Consider the following 16,464-nt stretch of genomic DNA (forward strand, 5'->3'; position numbering starts at 1 on the left):
CAAGTGGATCTTGGAGTTGTCGACACATTGCTTGTCAATGCGTGGTGGACCCGCTCGACCCTCCCGTCAACATCGTCAAGAAGAGGCGACACATGCTCACACGAATTCGCAAGGCGGCGGAGGAGAAGGACAGCGGCTTCACGCTGATCGAGCTCCTGGTCGTCATGATCATCATCGGCATCCTCGCCGCCATCGCCATCCCGGTGTTCCTGAACCAGCGCAAGAAGGCCGTCGACACCTCGATGAAGTCGGACCTGCGCACGGTCGCCAACGAGATGGAGACCTACTACACCGACAACCAGAACTACCCGGCGGCCAACGCCTCGGGCACCGACACGGTCAACGTGGGCACCACTGCCGTCAAGCTGACCAAGGGCAACACCGTGGACATCACGGTCGTCGTCGGCGCCGGCGTGGTCGACGGCAGCTACTGCCTGAAGGCGTCCAACGCCAAGGGCACGAGCGACTGGTACTACGACAGCGACCAGGGCGGCCTCCAGGCCAAGGGCACCGCCTGCAGCTGACGGACGAGCACACACCCGCGTGGGGGTCCCGGAGGAACCGGGGCCCCCACTGCCGTCGGCGGGTGTCAGCCATTCGGCCGCTCAAGTCCTGGCCATGGCCGTCGATGCTTCTCTCGTCATCGGAGGTGGCCTACGGGCTCGTCCCTCCACACCTATCGTCTCGAAGGGACGAATCAGATGCTCGCTCGCATTCGCAAGGCGGCGGAGGAGAAGGACAGCGGCTTCACGCTGATCGAGCTCCTGGTCGTCATGATCATCATCGGCATCCTCGCGGCCATCGCCATCCCGGTGTTCCTGAACCAGCGCAAGAAGGCCGTCGACACCTCGATGAAGTCGGACCTGCGCACGGTCGCCAACGAGATGGAGACCTACTACACCGACAACCAGAACTACCCGGCGGACGCCTCTGGCACCGACGCGGTCCTGGTCGGCACGGGCAACTCCATCAAGCTGACCAAGGGCAACAAGATCACCGTCACGACGACCGTCGGCACGGGCATCCTCGCCGGCACCTTCTGCCTGAAGGCGGAGAACGCCAAGGGCACCGGCGACTGGTACTACGACAGCGACCAGGGCGGCCTGCAGCCCAAGGGCACCGCTGCCTGCAGCTGATCACTCGCTCTGCTGAAGCGGGGCTCCCGGACACGTCCGGGGGCCCCGCTTTCGTCGTCCCGCAGATTCCTCCATTTGGATGCTCAAGTCGTTGTGCCCGTGGCCGATGCATCAATTGTCATCGGAGGTGGCCCGCCCGGGTTCGTCCCTCCACATCGATCGTCTCGAAGGGACGAATCACATGCTCGCTCGCATTCGCAAGGCGGCGGAGGACAAGGACAGCGGCTTCACGCTGATCGAGCTCCTGGTCGTCATGATCATCATCGGCATCCTCGCGGCCATCGCCATCCCGGTGTTCCTGAACCAGCGCAAGAAGGCCGTCGACACCTCGATCAAGTCCGACCTGCGCACGGTCGCCAACGAGCTCGAGACCTACTACACCGACAACCAGGCCTACGTCGCTGTCGCCACCAACACGGCCGGCACCAACAAGGTCACCGTTGGTTCCACCGACGTCAAGCTGAGCTCCAACAACGTCGTGGCCCTCAAGCTCGTCAAGCAGGGCACCGGCGGCGCGGTCGTCGCGGCGACCGACGCCACCGACGCGCAGGGCTTCTGCCTGACCGGCACGAACGCCAAGTCCTCGGGCAACGTCATCACGTACAACAGCCTCGCGGGCGGCCTCGGCAACACCGCTTGCTGATCTGACGCTTCATCGGCGGGGTCGGCCCTTCGGGGCCGGCCCCGCTTCGCATGTCCCGAGAAAGCACCCGTTCGGTCGTCTCAAGGTCCTCCAGCAGAGCGCCGACAGTGTCAACAGCGACCGGTGGCGACCCGCCCCGGCTGGGTGAGTGGGTGGTGGGCATGGACCTGCGTCGACGGTGGCGCCTGGTGCGGACTGGTTCCGACACCGGCTTCGGCCTGGTCGAGCTGTTGTTCGCGATGGTGATCTTCACGATCATCGCGACGGCGGTCGCCTACGGCCTGCAGAGCGCGTTGAACACCACCGGCCAGAACCGGATGCGCGTGCAGGGGGCGAACCTCGCGTCACGCGAGATGGAGATCGTGCGCCACGAGTTCAGCTCCTCGCCCACCGGGCCGCAGGACCTGTCGGCCACCGCCACCGCAGTCAACCCGCACCCGCTCAGCGGCGCCTCGGCTCCGATGAAGATCGACGGCGTCCCCTTCACGGTCACCCGCACGGTGGAGTGGCTGCCGGCCGGTCCCGGCTCCAGCCCCTGCGACGGTGGCTCCGCGGTGACCTACCCCGTCCTGGCGGTGAACGTGAAGGTCACCTGGGACCGCATGGGCTCGACCCAGCCGGTCGAGTCGAACACCATCCTGACGCCGCCCAAGGGCAACGTGTCGGGGACCATCTCGTTCGTCGCCGTCAAGGTGATCGACGCTGGCGGCATCGGTGAGGGCAACATGCCCGTCACGCTGGCCGGCGGGTCCTTCACGGCTACCCGCCCGACGGCGGACGACGGCTGCGCCGTTTTCCCGGTCTCCCCGGCCAGCTACCCGTTCAGCTACACCGCGACGGTGACCAAGTCCGGGTACAGCGACCCGAACGGCAACGCCTCGGCGACCCGCTCGGTCGCGGTGGCTTCAGGTGGCAGCTTCGTCATCCCGGCCCCGATCTCCTACGACCTCGCCGGTTCCCTGTCCCTGACCATGGCGCTCAACGCGTCCGACGTGACCGCGGGGTACAAGCCGCCGACCACGCTGCCGCCGCTGACGATCTACAACCCGGGGATCACCGGGAGCGCGCAGACCCGGACCATCGCGTCCACGGGCGCGACGACCACCATCCCCGGCCTGTGGCCGTACAGCAGCGGCTACGAGTCCTGGCCGGGGACGTGCAACACCGCCTCGACCAGCCACCCGGCCGGCGTGGTGGTGCCGCCCGGCGGTTCGGCCTCCGCGACCCACCGGCTCGTGCCGGTCACCGTCCGGGTGACGCTCCTGGGCGTCAACCAGGTCAACGCCTCCGTCGTCGCCTACCCGCTCACGGCGACGGGGTGCTCCGCCGCGGAGAACCCGCTGGTGCTGGGAGTGACCAACACCTCGGGCCAGCTCAAGACGTCGGTGCTCACCGGCTCCTGGCGCTTCCAGGTCGTCGGCGGCACGGCACCGTCCGCCGGCTGGCCCGTGCTTACCGGCGTGACCCGCACCACGACCGCGCAGACCGTCAACGTGCAGATGGGGACCTGACATGACCGTGCTCCGCTTGCGGCTGCCGCGTCGGCGGCTCGACGAGGGCTTCACGCTGGTCGAGATGCTGACCACGATGCTCCTGCTCTCGGTCATCTCGGCGCTGGCCTTCGGCGCGCTGATCGGGACGCAGAAGACCGTCCGCGGCAACATCGGCCGCCTGGACCAGACGCAGCAGGCCAAGGTCGCTGGCGACACGATCACCAAGAACCTGCGCACCGCGGTGCTTCCGTCGCAGATCCTCGGCACCTGCACCGACTGCCAGGACGCCGCGTTCCTCAGCGGTGACTGGAACAAGGTGTCGTTCTTCGCCAACATCAACAACCCGGCCAACACGGTGGGCCCGAGCAAGGTCACGTACGCCCTCGCGGCCAACGGTTCGCTGACCGAGACCGTGCAGCCGCCGAACGCGCACGCCGCGGACGACTACAACTACACCTACTGCGCACCGATCTCGGCGACCTGCAAGGCGTACTCGCGAACCGTCGCGCGCAACGTCGTCGCCTCCGCGACCGCCCCGATCTTCACCTACTACGACTACTCGGGCGGGCAGCTGAGCGTGCCCATCACCGGCACCACCCTGGCCGACGTCAACAGCATCAACATCGTGCTGACGATCAAGTCCAGCAAGGAAGTCAAGGGCGGCACCATCGTCACCCACGTGACGATGCCGAACGCGGACTCCCTCGAACAGTCCACCGCAACCGCCACGGCAACGCCATGACCGAAGGACCCGAGATGCTCTCTCAGCTGCGCTTCCGCCTGGGCACCCCAGCCCGGGGCTCCGGTGACGACTCCGGCTTCGCGATGGTCACCGTCCTCGCCATCGGGTTCGTCATGAGCACCCTGATGCTGGCGACGCTCGCCTACGCGGCCCAGGTCGCCCCCCAGGCGAGGCACTCGCAGGACTGGAACGCCGCCCTGGCGGCCGCCCAGGCCGGCGTGGACGACTACGTGTCGCGGCTGAACAAGGCGGACAGCTACGCACTCTCCGTGGACTGCACCAACATCGCCATGCAGGGCCCGGACGCCCCGACCAACTCCTGTCCCTGGAACACCGGGAGCACGACGGTCGTCGGGTGGCAGAACGTCAAGCCCGGCGACGCCGCCGCGGGCCAGTTCCACTACACGCCCTCCTACGAGGCCGGTAGCGTCCGGCTGACCGCGACGGGGAAGGTGCGCAGCGAGTACCGGACCCTGGACGTGCGCGTCGCGCGCGGTGGGTCCACCGACTTCCTGTACTACACCGACTTCGAGGACGCGGACCCCGCGAACCAGGTCTCCTACACCAGCACGCCCACCACCGCCTGCGGCAAGGACGGCAGCGACACCGCGCTGTACTGGTACGAGAAGACCAAGAACCCCAGCACGCTGGTCACCGACCCGACCACCACGAGCGGGCGTCGAGGCTGCTCGGAGATCCAGTTCGCCCCTGGTGACGTCCTGAACGGCCGGGTGCACTTCAACGACACGCCGCTGATCGGGTCGGGCAGTCCCGCTCCGCAGTTCCTGCAGGGCTACGAGACCAGCGACCCGAACTGCGTGCCGGCCAAGGCCACGACCAAGGGCTACTGCTACCGCAGCAGCAGCGGAGGAGCGCCCAACGTGGGCAGCAAGGGCTCCGTGTTCGCCCCGATCAAGCAGCTGCCGGACAACAGCGACCAGTTCGCCAGCTACCCCGGCTGCGTCTACTACGGCGACACCCGGATCCGGTTCAAGAGCGACGGCACGATGGACATCTGGAACACCTCGAGCTCGGGCAAGACGCTCACCGGGCCGAACACGCCGGCGGGGACGAACTGCGGCGACGCCACGAAGATGGTGCCGACCAACGGCAGCGACCCCCGACCGTCCACGGCCAACAAGCAGAACGTGCCCATCCCGACGGACAAGGTGATCTACGTCCGCAACACCGGGGCGAGCAACACCTGCGCCGCCGGTGAGGTCGTGAACGGCACGTCGTCGGGCAGCACCAGCAACGACGTCATCCCGCAGGGCACCGGCACCACCGAGCAGGGCGTCACCGACGTCAACTACTGGTGGCCGGGCAAGCAGGCGACGAAGTCGGTGGAGCAGTTCACCGTCAAGTCGACGACGAGCGGCGGCAAGACGACGTACTCCTGGAACCAGGGCACCCAGGCGGACACGGTGTCGACGTCCGACTCCTCGCACTACGTGACCTTCAACTGCGGACAGGGCAACGTCTACGTCGAGGGCACCGTCAAGGGCCGGGTGACCATCGCCGCGGAGAACAACATCGTCGTCACCGGCGACCTGCTGGTGGACGGGACGACGGCTCCGGCCGACCCGACCGGCACCAACATCGTCGGCCTGGTCGCCGCCAACTCGGTGGTCGTCTACCACCCGGTCGTGCGTACCGGTACCACGCTGAGCACCGGCACCACCGCGGTGAACAGCAACCGGAGCGGCATCACCTGCAGCGGCACGGTGGGCAGCACGCCGTCCACCACGCCCACCTCTGCCGCACAGACCACGACGTGCACCTGGACCAAGGACCAGGACATCAGTGGCGGCAGCCTCGATGACCTCGCCTACCCGAACCAGACCAGCTCCACCGGCAACCGGTTCGTGTACGCGTCCATCCAGACCCTGCAGCACAGCTTCTGGGTGCAGACGTACAACCAGGGCGACAAGCTGGGCAAGCTCTCCGTCCGCGGCTCGATCGCCCAGCGGTGGCGCGGTGCGGTCGGTACCTCCGGCAACACCGGCTACACCAAGGACTACAAGTACGACCCGCGGCTGAAGTTCTCGTCACCGCCGTACTTCCCGCAGTGGACGAACGCCACGTGGTCCGCGGCGACCACCGGCGAGCTGAAGCCCAAGTACGTCGGCCAGTGACGTGAAACGGTGGCCCCGGCGACTCGCCGGGGCCACCGTCGTCCCATCGATAGGGTTTTGTCCGTGACCGCATTCGTCGTGATCGTGTCAGCCGCCTTCGGCCTGGCGATCGGCTCCTTCCTCAACGTCGTGATCTGGCGCGTGCCGCGGGGCGAGTCGGTGGTCAGCCCGCCGAGCCACTGCCCGCGATGCGACCACCCGATCCGGCAGCGGGACAACATCCCGGTGCTCTCGTGGCTGCTGCTGCGCGGCCGCTGCCGCGACTGCAGCAACCCGATCAGCCCGCGCTACCCGCTGGTGGAGCTGGCGACCGCGGTCCTGTTCGCGGTGGTGGCGCTGAGGTTCGGCGCGGACTGGCAGCTGCCGGCCTACCTCTACCTGGCCGCGATCACGGTGGCGCTCACGATGATCGACATCGACGTTCGCCGGCTGCCGGATGCCATCGTGCTGCCGTCGTACGCGGTGGCCCTGGTGCTGCTGCTCCTGCCGGCTGTCCTCGACAACCGTTGGGACGACCTGCTTCGCGCCGTCCTCGGGGGCGCGGCCCTGTTCGCCGGATACTTCCTGCTGATCTTCATCAAGCCCGGTGCCATGGGTTTCGGGGACGTCAAGCTGGCGGGTGTCCTCGGCATCTACCTGGGCTGGCTGAGCTGGGGCGTGCTCCTGCTCGGTGCCTTCGCCGGCTTCCTGCTGGGCGGCGTGTACGGCATCGTCCTCATGCTCGCCGGCCGAGCCGGGCGCAAGAGCAAGATCCCCTATGGACCCTTCATGCTGGCCGGTGCGATGGTCGCCGTCCTCGTGGGGGAGCGCCTCGTTGAGGCCTATCGAGGAATGATCGGAATCTAGGCTCAAGTTCCGCCCACCCCAGCCCGATTCTCCCTTTGACACGGCCCCACGTAGAGGGCCGCCAGGCGGCTGTGCCGCATGGAAGGGGTATCGAGGTGGCTGGACGGTCCGCGATCGGTCTCGACATCGGGACGTCGGGCGTGCGCGCAGCTGAGCTCTCGTTCGGCAAGCATGGCGTGACGCTCGAGAAGTTCGGGCAGGTCGCCCTGCCCGAGGGCGCTGTGCGCGACGGCGAGGTGGTCGACGCCAACGCGGTCGCCCACGCGCTCAAGCAGCTCTGGGCCCACACGGGCTTCTCGCACAAGGAAGTTGTGCTGGGGGTGGCCAACCAGCGCGTCATCGTGCGTCAGGTCGACCTGCCGGCCCTTCCTGAGAAGGAGCTCAAGGCGTCCCTCGCCTTCCAGGTGCAGGACTTCCTGCCCATGCCCGTCGAGCAGGCCGTGCTCGACTTCCACCCCGTCGAGGAGTACGGCGAGCCGGGTCAGCAGCGCATGCTGCGCGGACTCCTGGTCGCCGCCGTCCGCGACATGGTGCTGGCCAACGTGCAGGCGGTCCAGCGGGCCGGGCTGCGGGTGGCCTCGGTCGACCTCACGCCGTTCGCGGTGCTGCGTTCGCTCAGCAACAACGGTGCGGCCGAGGCCGACACCGTGGCGCTGGTCGACATCGGCTCGCGGGTCACCAACATCGTCGTCCACCAGGCCGGTGCGCCGCTGTTCGTGCGCATCCTGCTCATGGGTGGCCAGGACGTGACGGACGCCGTGTCCGACACCCTGGGCATGACCCGCAGCCAGGCCGAGGCGCTCAAGCAGTCGCCGGGTCTGAGCGGCATCGACCACGAGCAGCAGCTCGAGGCCGGCCGCGCACTCGAGAGCACTGCCGCGTCCTTCGTGGACGAGGTGCGCAGCTCGCTGGACTACTTCGCGTCGTCCGCCCCGGTCGGCACGCGGCTGCAGCGGCTCGTGCTGAGTGGCGGCGGCTCGCGGCTCAACGGCCTGGCCGAGCGGCTCGAGGCCGCCACGCGCCTGCCCGTCACTGTGGGCAACCCGCTGAGCAACCTGCAGATCGGCCGCACCGGCCTTTCCGACGACCAGATCGACTTCGTCCAGCCCCTGGTCGCCGTACCAGTGGGCCTCGCGTTGGGAGCTGACCGATGAGCCTGCTCGACCAGACCCAGACCCAGGGTCTCGGCACCACCAGCACGGCCGGGCTGCGCCTGGCCCGGGTGAACCTGCTGCCGCCGGAGATCGAGGAGGCGCGCACGCTGCGTCGCGTGCAGGCCGGCCTCGGAGCCGGGCTGGCCGTCGTGGCCGTCGTGGCTGCGGGGGCGTACTTCGTGCAGGTGCAGGACAAGCACCACGCCGCGGACGAGCTTGCCGTGACCAAGGCCGAGACCGTTCGGCTGCAGGCGGAGCAGGCGAAGTACCAGGACGTCCCGCGCACCATCGCGGCGATCGACGCCGCGGCGACCGCGAGGTCCACGGCGATGGCCAACGACGTGCTCTGGTACCGCACCATGAACAACTTCGCGGTCACCATCCCCAGCAACACCTGGATGACCAGCCTCACCCTCGCTCTCGGGAACTCGGCACCGACTCCCGCTGCCACTGCAGCAACTGGTGCTGGGACTGCCGCGGCCGGCGCCACGCCGGCCACGGTGCTGGGCACGGTGTCGGTCAACGGCACCGCACTGGACCACCCCAACGTCGCGACGTGGCTGGACTCGCTGGGCCGTCAGCCGGGTCTGAGCGACGCGTACTTCACGAGCTCGACGCGGGCCAAGATCGGCACCACGCCGGTCGTCAACTTCGTGTCGACGGCCTCGATCACCGACGCGGCGCTCTCGCACCGCTACGACCGGAACGGTGAATGACATGACGAAGACCCGCGCGTGGAGTGCAGGAGCTGCGGTGGTGGGCGTGCTGCTCATCGTTGCCGCCTGGTTCTTGCTCATCTCCCCTCAGCGCTCGGAGGCCGCCTCGCTGCGTGACGAGGCGACACAGCAGTCCGCTGCGAACGCCCAGATCAAGCTGAAGACGCAGCAGCTCAAGGCGCAGTTCGCCTCGCTGCCGGCGCGTCAGGCCCAGCTGGCCGAGATCAAGCAGCAGATGCCGGAGAACCCGGCGCTGCCGTCGCTGGTCCGCGACCTGTCGAAGTACGCCGACCAGGCGGAGGTGGTGCTGCAGAGCGTGGCGCCGTCCACGCCAGCGCCGTTGACCGCTGCGGCCAACACGACCACGGCCGGGGCGACGTCGACGACCGGCATCGAGCAGATCCAGACCACGGTCGTGGCGACCGGCTCGTACGCGGAGCTGACGCTCTACCTGCAGAAGCTGCAGTCCAAGATGCGTCGGGCGGTGCTGGTCGACAACGTCGCGCTGGTGCCGGCCACGAGCGACGGTGCTGCCAAGAGTGACCTGCAGATGACGCTGCTGACCCACGTCTTCGTGCTCGACTCGTCGAAGATCGCCGCGTCCGTGGGCGCCGTCGGCACCACCACCCCGTCGACCTCCAACGCGAGCTGAGCGAGGACATCATGAACCTGCGAAAGAAGAGCCCCGCCGACGGCGTGGTCGACGAGTCCGCGCCGGGCGGCCGCAAGGGCCTGGTCGTCGCGGCGGGCGTGGCCGCTGGGCTGGCCGTCGTCGTCGGCATGGGCTACGTGCTCGTGTCCGGCGGGGACGACGCACCGGAGTCGGGTGTGGTCGCCTCGGCGAACCACACGCCGGCAGCCAAGGCGACTGCCGCCCCGACCAAGGCCGCCAAGGCCAAGGCGGCCCCGGCGATCAAGAAGTACACGAGCAAGACCGCGCGTGACCCGTTCAAGGCGCTGGTCGTGGAGCCGGTGGCATCCACTGGTGGAGCGGCTGGGACGTCCGCGACCGGTGGCGCCACCGCTCCGGCGACGCAGCCGACCGCGGCGCCGTCCGGTGCCACCACGATCACGCTGGTCTCGGTGACCTCCACCAACTCCAGCGCGAACTTCAAGGTGAACTCGGCGGCCGCGAACGGCATCAAGAAGGGCCAGACGTTCGGCGAGCACTTCAAGCTGATCGACATGTCCGGCGGCAAGTGCGCCACCGTCCAGTTCGGCGACATCTCGGTGAACATGTGCGAGGGCAAGTCGCTGTCCGTCAGCTGACCCTGCACGTCCGCGAAGGCCCGCACCGTCTCACGGTGCGGGCCTTCGTCGTGCCTGTGGCCGGGCCGGGCACGGCACCTGACAGACTGCCTGCATGCTGCGTTGGTTGACGGCCGGGGAGTCGCACGGCCCGGCGCTGGTCGCCGTGATGGAGGGACTGCCGGCCGGTGTGCAGGTGAGCACGGCGGACGTCGCGGCGGCCCTGGCCCGGCGCCGGCTGGGGTTCGGTCGCGGGGCCCGGATGAAGTTCGAGCAGGACGAGGTCGAGCTGCTGGGCGGGGTCCGGCACGGGCTGACGCTCGGCTCCCCGCTGGCCATCCGGATCGGCAACTCGGAGTGGCCCAAGTGGCGGACCGTGATGAGCCCGGACCCGGTGGCGGCGTCCGACCTCGCCGCCGCGGACGACGTCGGCTCCCCGCAGGAGCTCGCGCGCAACCGACCCCTGACCCGGCCGCGACCCGGCCACGCCGACCTGGTCGGCATGCAGAAGTACGGGTTCGACGAGGCTCGGCCGGTGCTGGAGCGCGCCAGCGCGCGCGAGACCGCCGCGCGGGTGGCCCTGGGGGCGGTGGCGGCGGCGCTGCTCGAGCAGGCCTACGGCGTCCGGCTCGTCTCGCACACCGTGTCGATCGGTTCCGCCGAGGTCGGCGACGACGCACCGCTGCCGCACCCGGACGACGTCGCGCGGCTCGACGACGACCCGGTGCGCACGTTGGACGCTCCCGGGTCGGCCGCGATGGTCGCCGAGGTGGACGCTGCCCGCAAGGACGGCGACACGCTCGGTGGCGTGGTCGAGGTGCTGGCCTACGGTCTGCCGCCCGGCCTCGGCTCGCACGTGCACTGGGACCGCCGGCTGGACTCCCGGCTGGCCGGTGCGCTGATGGGGATCCAAGCCATCAAGGGCGTCGAGGTCGGTGACGGGTTCCGTACCGCCGCCCGCCGCGGGTCGGCGGCCCACGACGAGATGGAGCTGGACGGCGAGGGCATCGTGCGGCGGCGCACGGGGCGGGCCGGCGGCACCGAGGGCGGCATGTCCACCGGGGACGTGTTGCGCGTCCGGGCCGCGATGAAGCCCATCTCGACCGTGCCCCGCTCGCTGGACACCGTGGACGTGGCGACCGGCGAGGCGGCCAAGGCGGTGCACCAGCGCTCCGACGTGTGCGCCGTCCCGGCGGCGGGTGTCGTTGCGGAGGCGATGGTGGCGCTGGTGCTGGCCGAGGCGTGCCTGGAGAAGTTCGGCGGTGACTCCCTGACGGAGACCGCGCGCAACCACCGGGGCTACCTGGACGCCGTCCCGCCGGGCCTGCGGACGTGGTGAGCGCGTCGCGTCCCCGGCTCGTCCTGGTCGGCCCGCCAGGCTCGGGCAAGACGACCGTGGGACTGCTGGTGGCCCAGCGCCTGGAGGAGCCGTTCGCGGACGTCGACGACGTCGTCGAGCAGCGGGCCGGCAAGTCGATCTACGACCTGTTCATCGATGACGGCGAGGCGGCCTTCCGCGAGCTCGAGCGTGAGGTGTGCGCGCTGATGCTCGCCGAGGAGCCCGGCGTGGTCTCGCTCGGTGGCGGGTCGGTGCTGGACCCGCGCACCGAGGCGGACCTGGCCGGCCTCACGGTGGTGTTCCTGGACGTGGCGATCTCGGACGCGGCCAAGCGGATCGGCTTCGCGCAGAGCCGTCCGCTGCTCGCCGTGAACCCGCGGGCGCAGTGGACGCAGCTGATGAACCAGCGCCGTCCGGTGTACGAGCGCGTCGCGACGTTCACGGTGGACACCGCGGGTCGGGACAGCGTCGACGTCGCGGACGACGTGGTGGCCGGCCTGCGCTCGGCGGAGTCGGCATGAGCGCGGCGACCCGGATCACGGTGTCGGGGGAGCAGCCCTACGACGTCGTCGTGGGCGAGGGGCTGCTCGGTGAGCTGCCCGCGCTGGTCGGCGACGGCGTCCAGCGCGTCCTGGTCGTCCACCCGAAGGCGTTGCGCGCCACCGGCGAGGCCGTCCGGGACGACCTGGCGGGGCAGGGGTTCGAGGCCTACGTCGCGGAGGTCCCGGACGCCGAGGAGGCGAAGACCGCACAGGTGGCGGCGTTCCTGTGGGGCGTGCTCGGGCAGGCTGGGTTCACTCGCAGCGACGCGCTGGTCGGCGTCGGCGGGGGAGCGGTCACCGACCTCACCGGGTTCGTCGCGGCGACGTGGCTGCGTGGCGTGCGGGTCGTGCACGTGCCCACCACCTTGGCCGCGATGGTGGACGCGGCGGTCGGCGGCAAGACCGGCATCAACACCAGCGACGGGAAGAACCTGGTCGGGTCGTTCCACCCGCCGGCCGGGGTGCTGTGCGACCTGACGACCTTGGAGACGTTGCCACGCAACGACTTCGTGGCCGGTCTGGCCGAGGTCGTCAAGTGCGGCTTCATCGCCGACCCGGTGATCCTGGACGTCGTCGAGGCGGACCCCGCCCGCGCGACGGACTGGCGATCGGCGTCGACCCGCGACCTGGTGGAGCGCAGCGTGCGGGTCAAGGCGGACGTCGTCGGGCAGGACCTGCGCGAAGCGGGTCTGCGCGAGGTGCTGAACTACGGGCACACTTTCGGGCACGCGGTCGAGCACGTCGAGCGGTTCGGCTGGCGGCACGGCGCCGCGGTCAGCGTGGGACTGGTCTATGCCGCGGAGCTGGCCCGGCTGGCCGGCCGCCTGGACGACGCCACCACGCAGCGGCACGTCGACGTGCTCCGCTCGCTGGGACTGCCCACGACGTACCGGCAGGACCGCTGGGAGCAGCTGCTGAGCGCGATGAGACGCGACAAGAAGGCCCGCGGCGACCTGCTGCGGTTCGTCGTCCTGGAGGGCGTGGGGCGTCCGGTGCGACTCGAGGGTCCCGACCCGTCGCTGCTGCACGCGGCGTACGCGGAGCTCGGCGCGGAGGAGGACCGGTAGGATGGTCGGCGGCCCGCGAGGGCCGGACCTCGCCTGGCTCGCCCAGGCCACCGGGTACCCCATCGATAGAGAGCGGCTGCAGTGGCATCGACGAACGACCTCAAGAACGGCATGGTGCTCAACCTGGAGGGCCAGCTCTGGTCCGTGGTGGAGTTCCAGCACGTCAAGCCCGGCAAGGGCCCGGCGTTCGTCCGCACCAAGCTGAAGGCCGTGCTCTCCGGCAAGGTGGTCGACAAGACCTTCAACGCCGGCACGAAGGTCGAGACGGCCAACGTCGACAAGCGGGACATGCAGTACCTGTACAAGGACGGCGACGACTTCGTCTTCATGGACGGCGACACCTATGACCAGATCCACATCAGCGCCGCCACCGTGGGCTCCGCCGCCGACTTCATGCTCGAGAACCAGTCGGCCGTGGTGGCCCTGCACGACGGCACCCCGCTGTACGTCGAGCTGCCGACGTCCGTCGTCCTGGTGATCACCTACACCGAGCCGGGCCTGCAGGGCGACCGCTCGACCGGAGGCACCAAGCCGGCCACCCTCGAGACCGGCGCGCAGATCGCCGTCCCGCTGTTCCTCGAGACCGGCACCAGGGTCAAGGTCGACACCCGCTCGGGTGACTACCTCGGCCGGGTGAACTGAGCCCAGGTGGCAGCGCGCACGAAGGCACGCAAGCGCGCGGTCGACGTCCTGTTCGAGGCCGACCAGCGGCGTCGCGACGCGGTGTCCCTGCTGGCGGACCGCATCGCGCAGGCTGACCCGCCGGTGCACGAGTACACGGTCACCCTCGTCGAGGGCGTCGTCGCCCAGCGCGAGCGGCTGGACGAGCTGATCTCGACGTACTCGCAGGGCTGGACGATCGACCGCATGCCGGCGGTCGACCGGGCCCTGCTGCGGTTGGGGATCTGGGAGATCCTGTTCAACGACGACGTCCCGGACGCGGTGGCCGTCTCCGAGGCGGTCAACCTCGCCACGTCGCTGTCGACCGACGACTCACCCTCGTTCGTCAACGGACTGCTGAGCCGGGTGCTCGAGCTCAAGCCGACCATCGCCCTCTGAGGGGCCGCAGCCAGGGAGTCACCGTGCCGCAACCGCACGTCCGGTTCGAGCGGGACCCCGCCGACGTGCTGCGGCAGCTGCACGAGCTGCGCGCGCAGGACGTGCCGACCCACGGCGGTCGGGTGCTGGCGTACGTCTACGACCCCGGGGTGCCGGCCGTCGACGAGCTGGCGGCCGAGGCGAGCCGGATCGCCTTGCACGTCAACGGTCTGGACCCGACGGCCTTCCCGTCCGTCGCGCGGATGGAGGCGGACCTGGTGCGCCGGGCGCGCGACCTGCTCGGCGGGGACGACGAGGTCGTCGGCAGCGTCACCAGCGGGGGCACCGAGAGCTGCCTGCTCGCGGTCAAGACGGCCCGCGACGCCTGGCGGGCCGCCGGTGGTGAGGGCCGGGCGCAGCTGGTGCTGCCGGTCACGGCGCACCCGGCCTTCCACAAGGCGGCGCACTACCTGGACCTCGAGGTGGTGCGGGTGCCGGTCGACGGGCCCACCGGCGCCGTGACCGCGGCGGCCGTCGACTCGGTGCTGGGACCCCGGGTCGCCCTGGTCGTGGTGTCGGCACCGTCCTACCCCTACGGCGTGCTGGATCCGGTCGCGGAGGTCGCCGGACTCGCTGCGGCGCAGGGGATCGCCTGCCACGTCGACGCCTGCATCGGCGGCTGGGTGCTGCCGTACACCGACGTCGAGCAGCCGTGGGACCTGTCCCTGCCCGGCGTGACCAGCCTGTCCGTGGACCTGCACAAGTATGGCTACGTGCCGAAAGGCGCCTCGCTGCTGCTGCACCGCGGGCGCGACCGGGCGCGGTTGCAGTCGTTCGCGCTGGCCTCCTGGCCGGGGTACGCCGTGGTGAACCCGTCGATGCTCGGCTCGAAGCCTGCCGCCCCGCTGGCGGCGGCATGGGCCGTCGCAGAGGCGTTGGGGGACAGCGGTTACCGGGCTCTGGCCGGGCGGGCGCTGGCCGCGACGGCGCGGCTGGTGGAGGTCGCCCGGTCGATCCCGGGACTGCGGGTCGTCGGGGAACCGGCGGCCACCCTGTTCGCCGTCACCGCGGACCAGACGGTGCCCGTGGCTGAACGAGTCGACCCGCACCACCTGGCCGACGCGGCTCGGGCGCGGGGTTGGGTCATCCAGCCGCAGCCCGCCCTGCAGACGTCCGAGGGTTTGCTGCCGCGCACCGCCCACCTGACCGTCACCGCCGTGACGCTCGACGTGGTCGACGAGCTGGCCGGCGCCCTCGTCGCCGCCGCGGACGACGTCCGAGGTCGCGTTCCGGCGTCCGCAGATCCCGGTCTGATGGCCGCCGCGGCCCAGCTCGACCCGGCGACCCTGGACGCCGCGACCGCGCAGGCGCTGCTGGGGGTGGCGGGACTCGAGTCCGGCGGCGCGCTACCGGCTGAGCTGGCTCCGCTGATGGCCCTGATCGAGCAGCTGCCGCCCGGCGTGACGGAGCGCCTGCTCACGGAGTACCTCGCCCGGCTCATCGAACCCTGAGCCCACCCCGGTTGGTGTCGCGGCGCAACGCCACTACGCAAGGAATGGAGTAACGGCACGCAGTCCCAGGTAGGCGTACTTGGGACTGCGTGCCAACGGGCGCGGCGGTTCGGCGGTCAGAGGCGGTCGGTGCCACCCTCGACGGCACGACGAGCATCGGGGTCGAGCACGCCCCAGGAGATGAGCTCCTCGGCGAGCATGGCCGGCGGCATGTCGTAGATGACGGCCAGCGTGCGCAGGTCGTCCTGTCGGATCGACAGCACCTTGCCGTTGTAGTCGCCGCGCTGGGACTGGATCGTCGAGGCGTACCGGGCCAGCGGTCCGGCGCGCTCGGCGGGCACGTTGCTCAGCCGCTCGAGGTCGATGACCAGCCGCGGCGGGGCCTCGACGACGGACGAGCTGCCGGCGTCCGGCAGCAGCGCGGAGACGGGTACCCCGTAGAAGTCGGCGAGCTCAGCCAGGCGCTGGACGGTTACGGCGCGGTCCCCGCGCTCGTAGGACCCGACGACGACGGCCTTCCACTTGCCCTCGGACCGCTCCTCCACCCCGTGCAGGGACAGGCCCTGCTGGGTGCGGATCGCCCGCAGACGCGACCCGAGAGATCGGGCGTAGTCCGTCGACATCGGTACTCCTCGCTCTGACCCGGCCGGTCCACGGGCCGCTGACGCCGGGTCGTCAGCTGCCTCCATATGGTCACGGAGCGTAACGGATCGCGTCAAGTCTGAACACGCGAACCGACCCGATTAGGCCCCGAATGGGTGCTAGGGGCGCCCGGTCAGCCGCGAACGGGGTGCGATACGGTGGCCCGAGCCATCCTTTAACGACCCGTCCTGTGAGGCGGGGAAGGAGACCGC

General features: G+C 70.1%; 18 protein-coding genes. 17 read left to right on the top strand and 1 reads right to left on the bottom strand.

The window, feature by feature from the left end; all coding sequences use genetic code 11:
- Positions 1-92: 92 nt before the first annotated feature.
- From ABEB17_RS10820 to ABEB17_RS10900, 17 genes are all read left to right on the top strand, one after another.
- Positions 93-524 carry a type II secretion system protein gene (locus tag ABEB17_RS10820; RefSeq protein ID WP_345716704.1) on the top strand — a complete coding sequence of 144 codons (432 nt, stop codon included), beginning with the start codon at positions 93-95 and terminating at the stop codon, positions 522-524.
- A gap of 177 nt (positions 525-701) precedes the next feature.
- Positions 702-1,136 (top strand): type II secretion system protein, encoded by a 435-nt coding sequence (locus tag ABEB17_RS10825; RefSeq protein ID WP_345716705.1) that lies wholly within the window; start codon positions 702-704, stop codon positions 1,134-1,136.
- A 181-nt stretch (positions 1,137-1,317) separates the two neighbouring features.
- Positions 1,318-1,779 carry a prepilin-type N-terminal cleavage/methylation domain-containing protein gene (locus ABEB17_RS10830; protein WP_345716706.1) on the top strand — a complete coding sequence of 154 codons (462 nt, stop codon included), beginning with the start codon at positions 1,318-1,320 and terminating at the stop codon, positions 1,777-1,779.
- 188 nt (positions 1,780-1,967) lie between these two features.
- Positions 1,968-3,290 (top strand): type IV pilus modification PilV family protein, encoded by a 1,323-nt coding sequence (locus tag ABEB17_RS10835; RefSeq protein WP_345716707.1) that lies wholly within the window; start codon positions 1,968-1,970, stop codon positions 3,288-3,290.
- 1 nt (position 3,291) lies between these two features.
- The gene (locus ABEB17_RS10840; protein ID WP_345716708.1) at positions 3,292-4,014 is read left to right on the top strand and encodes a PulJ/GspJ family protein; all 723 of its coding nucleotides are present in this window, start codon (positions 3,292-3,294) and stop codon (positions 4,012-4,014) included.
- A 14-nt stretch (positions 4,015-4,028) separates the two neighbouring features.
- Entirely contained in the window at positions 4,029-6,149 is a 2,121-nt protein-coding gene (locus ABEB17_RS10845) for a hypothetical protein (protein WP_345716709.1), read from the top strand.
- 63 nt (positions 6,150-6,212) lie between these two features.
- Positions 6,213-6,995, top strand: coding sequence for a prepilin peptidase (locus ABEB17_RS10850; protein ID WP_345716710.1), 783 nt, complete (start codon positions 6,213-6,215; stop codon positions 6,993-6,995).
- Positions 6,996-7,090: 95 nt separating this feature from the next.
- Entirely contained in the window at positions 7,091-8,149 is a 1,059-nt protein-coding gene (gene pilM, locus ABEB17_RS10855; RefSeq protein WP_345716711.1) for a type IV pilus assembly protein PilM, read from the top strand.
- Positions 8,146-8,865: a PilN domain-containing protein gene (locus ABEB17_RS10860; RefSeq protein ID WP_345716712.1), complete on the top strand. Its 720-nt coding sequence runs from the start codon at positions 8,146-8,148 to the stop codon at positions 8,863-8,865. Before pilM ends, ABEB17_RS10860 begins: the two co-directional genes overlap by 4 nt.
- Before the next feature lies 1 nt (position 8,866).
- On the top strand, positions 8,867-9,517 hold the full coding sequence (locus ABEB17_RS10865) for a type 4a pilus biogenesis protein PilO (RefSeq protein WP_345716713.1): 651 nt from the start codon (positions 8,867-8,869) through the stop codon (positions 9,515-9,517).
- Positions 9,518-9,528: 11 nt separating this feature from the next.
- Positions 9,529-10,134 carry a hypothetical protein gene (locus ABEB17_RS10870; RefSeq protein ID WP_345716714.1) on the top strand — a complete coding sequence of 202 codons (606 nt, stop codon included), beginning with the start codon at positions 9,529-9,531 and terminating at the stop codon, positions 10,132-10,134.
- A gap of 94 nt (positions 10,135-10,228) precedes the next feature.
- Complete coding sequence (gene aroC, locus ABEB17_RS10875; protein WP_345716715.1) at positions 10,229-11,452, top strand: chorismate synthase; 1,224 nt, start codon at positions 10,229-10,231, stop codon at positions 11,450-11,452.
- On the top strand, positions 11,449-11,973 hold the full coding sequence (locus ABEB17_RS10880) for a shikimate kinase (protein WP_345716716.1): 525 nt from the start codon (positions 11,449-11,451) through the stop codon (positions 11,971-11,973). Before aroC ends, ABEB17_RS10880 begins: the two co-directional genes overlap by 4 nt.
- Positions 11,970-13,061, top strand: a complete 1,092-nt coding sequence (gene aroB / locus ABEB17_RS10885; RefSeq protein WP_345716717.1) for a 3-dehydroquinate synthase — start codon at positions 11,970-11,972, stop codon at positions 13,059-13,061. Before ABEB17_RS10880 ends, aroB begins: the two co-directional genes overlap by 4 nt.
- Positions 13,062-13,142: 81 nt before the next feature.
- The gene (efp, locus tag ABEB17_RS10890) at positions 13,143-13,703 is read left to right on the top strand and encodes an elongation factor P (protein ID WP_345716718.1); all 561 of its coding nucleotides are present in this window, start codon (positions 13,143-13,145) and stop codon (positions 13,701-13,703) included.
- Positions 13,704-13,709: 6 nt separating this feature from the next.
- Positions 13,710-14,120 carry a transcription antitermination factor NusB gene (nusB, locus tag ABEB17_RS10895; RefSeq protein ID WP_345716719.1) on the top strand — a complete coding sequence of 137 codons (411 nt, stop codon included), beginning with the start codon at positions 13,710-13,712 and terminating at the stop codon, positions 14,118-14,120.
- 23 nt (positions 14,121-14,143) lie between these two features.
- Complete coding sequence (locus tag ABEB17_RS10900; RefSeq protein ID WP_345716720.1) at positions 14,144-15,610, top strand: pyridoxal phosphate-dependent decarboxylase family protein; 1,467 nt, start codon at positions 14,144-14,146, stop codon at positions 15,608-15,610.
- Positions 15,611-15,726: 116 nt separating this feature from the next.
- Here ABEB17_RS10900 and bldD read toward each other — a convergent pair whose 3' ends face one another.
- Positions 15,727-16,233: a transcriptional regulator BldD gene (bldD, locus tag ABEB17_RS10905; protein WP_345716721.1), complete on the bottom strand. Its 507-nt coding sequence runs from the start codon at positions 16,231-16,233 to the stop codon at positions 15,727-15,729.
- Positions 16,234-16,464 lie beyond the last annotated feature (231 nt).

It is taken from the genome of Angustibacter luteus (genome assembly GCF_039541115.1).
GTDB lineage: Bacteria > Actinomycetota > Actinomycetes > Actinomycetales > Angustibacteraceae > Angustibacter > Angustibacter luteus.

Coding starts and splice junctions, on each gene's coding strand:
- ABEB17_RS10830 (WP_345716706.1), top strand. CDS start 1,318: ATGCTCGCTCGCATTCGCAAGGCGGCGGAGGACAAGGACAGCGGCTTC.
- ABEB17_RS10860 (WP_345716712.1), top strand. CDS start 8,146: ATGAGCCTGCTCGACCAGACCCAGACCCAGGGTCTCGGCACCACCAGC.
- bldD (WP_345716721.1), bottom strand. CDS start 16,233: ATGTCGACGGACTACGCCCGATCTCTCGGGTCGCGTCTGCGGGCGATC.
- ABEB17_RS10870 (WP_345716714.1), top strand. CDS start 9,529: ATGAACCTGCGAAAGAAGAGCCCCGCCGACGGCGTGGTCGACGAGTCC.
- aroC (WP_345716715.1), top strand. CDS start 10,229: ATGCTGCGTTGGTTGACGGCCGGGGAGTCGCACGGCCCGGCGCTGGTC.
- ABEB17_RS10840 (WP_345716708.1), top strand. CDS start 3,292: ATGACCGTGCTCCGCTTGCGGCTGCCGCGTCGGCGGCTCGACGAGGGC.
- aroB (WP_345716717.1), top strand. CDS start 11,970: ATGAGCGCGGCGACCCGGATCACGGTGTCGGGGGAGCAGCCCTACGAC.
- ABEB17_RS10845 (WP_345716709.1), top strand. CDS start 4,029: ATGCTCTCTCAGCTGCGCTTCCGCCTGGGCACCCCAGCCCGGGGCTCC.
- ABEB17_RS10865 (WP_345716713.1), top strand. CDS start 8,867: ATGACGAAGACCCGCGCGTGGAGTGCAGGAGCTGCGGTGGTGGGCGTG.
- ABEB17_RS10825 (WP_345716705.1), top strand. CDS start 702: ATGCTCGCTCGCATTCGCAAGGCGGCGGAGGAGAAGGACAGCGGCTTC.
- ABEB17_RS10820 (WP_345716704.1), top strand. CDS start 93: ATGCTCACACGAATTCGCAAGGCGGCGGAGGAGAAGGACAGCGGCTTC.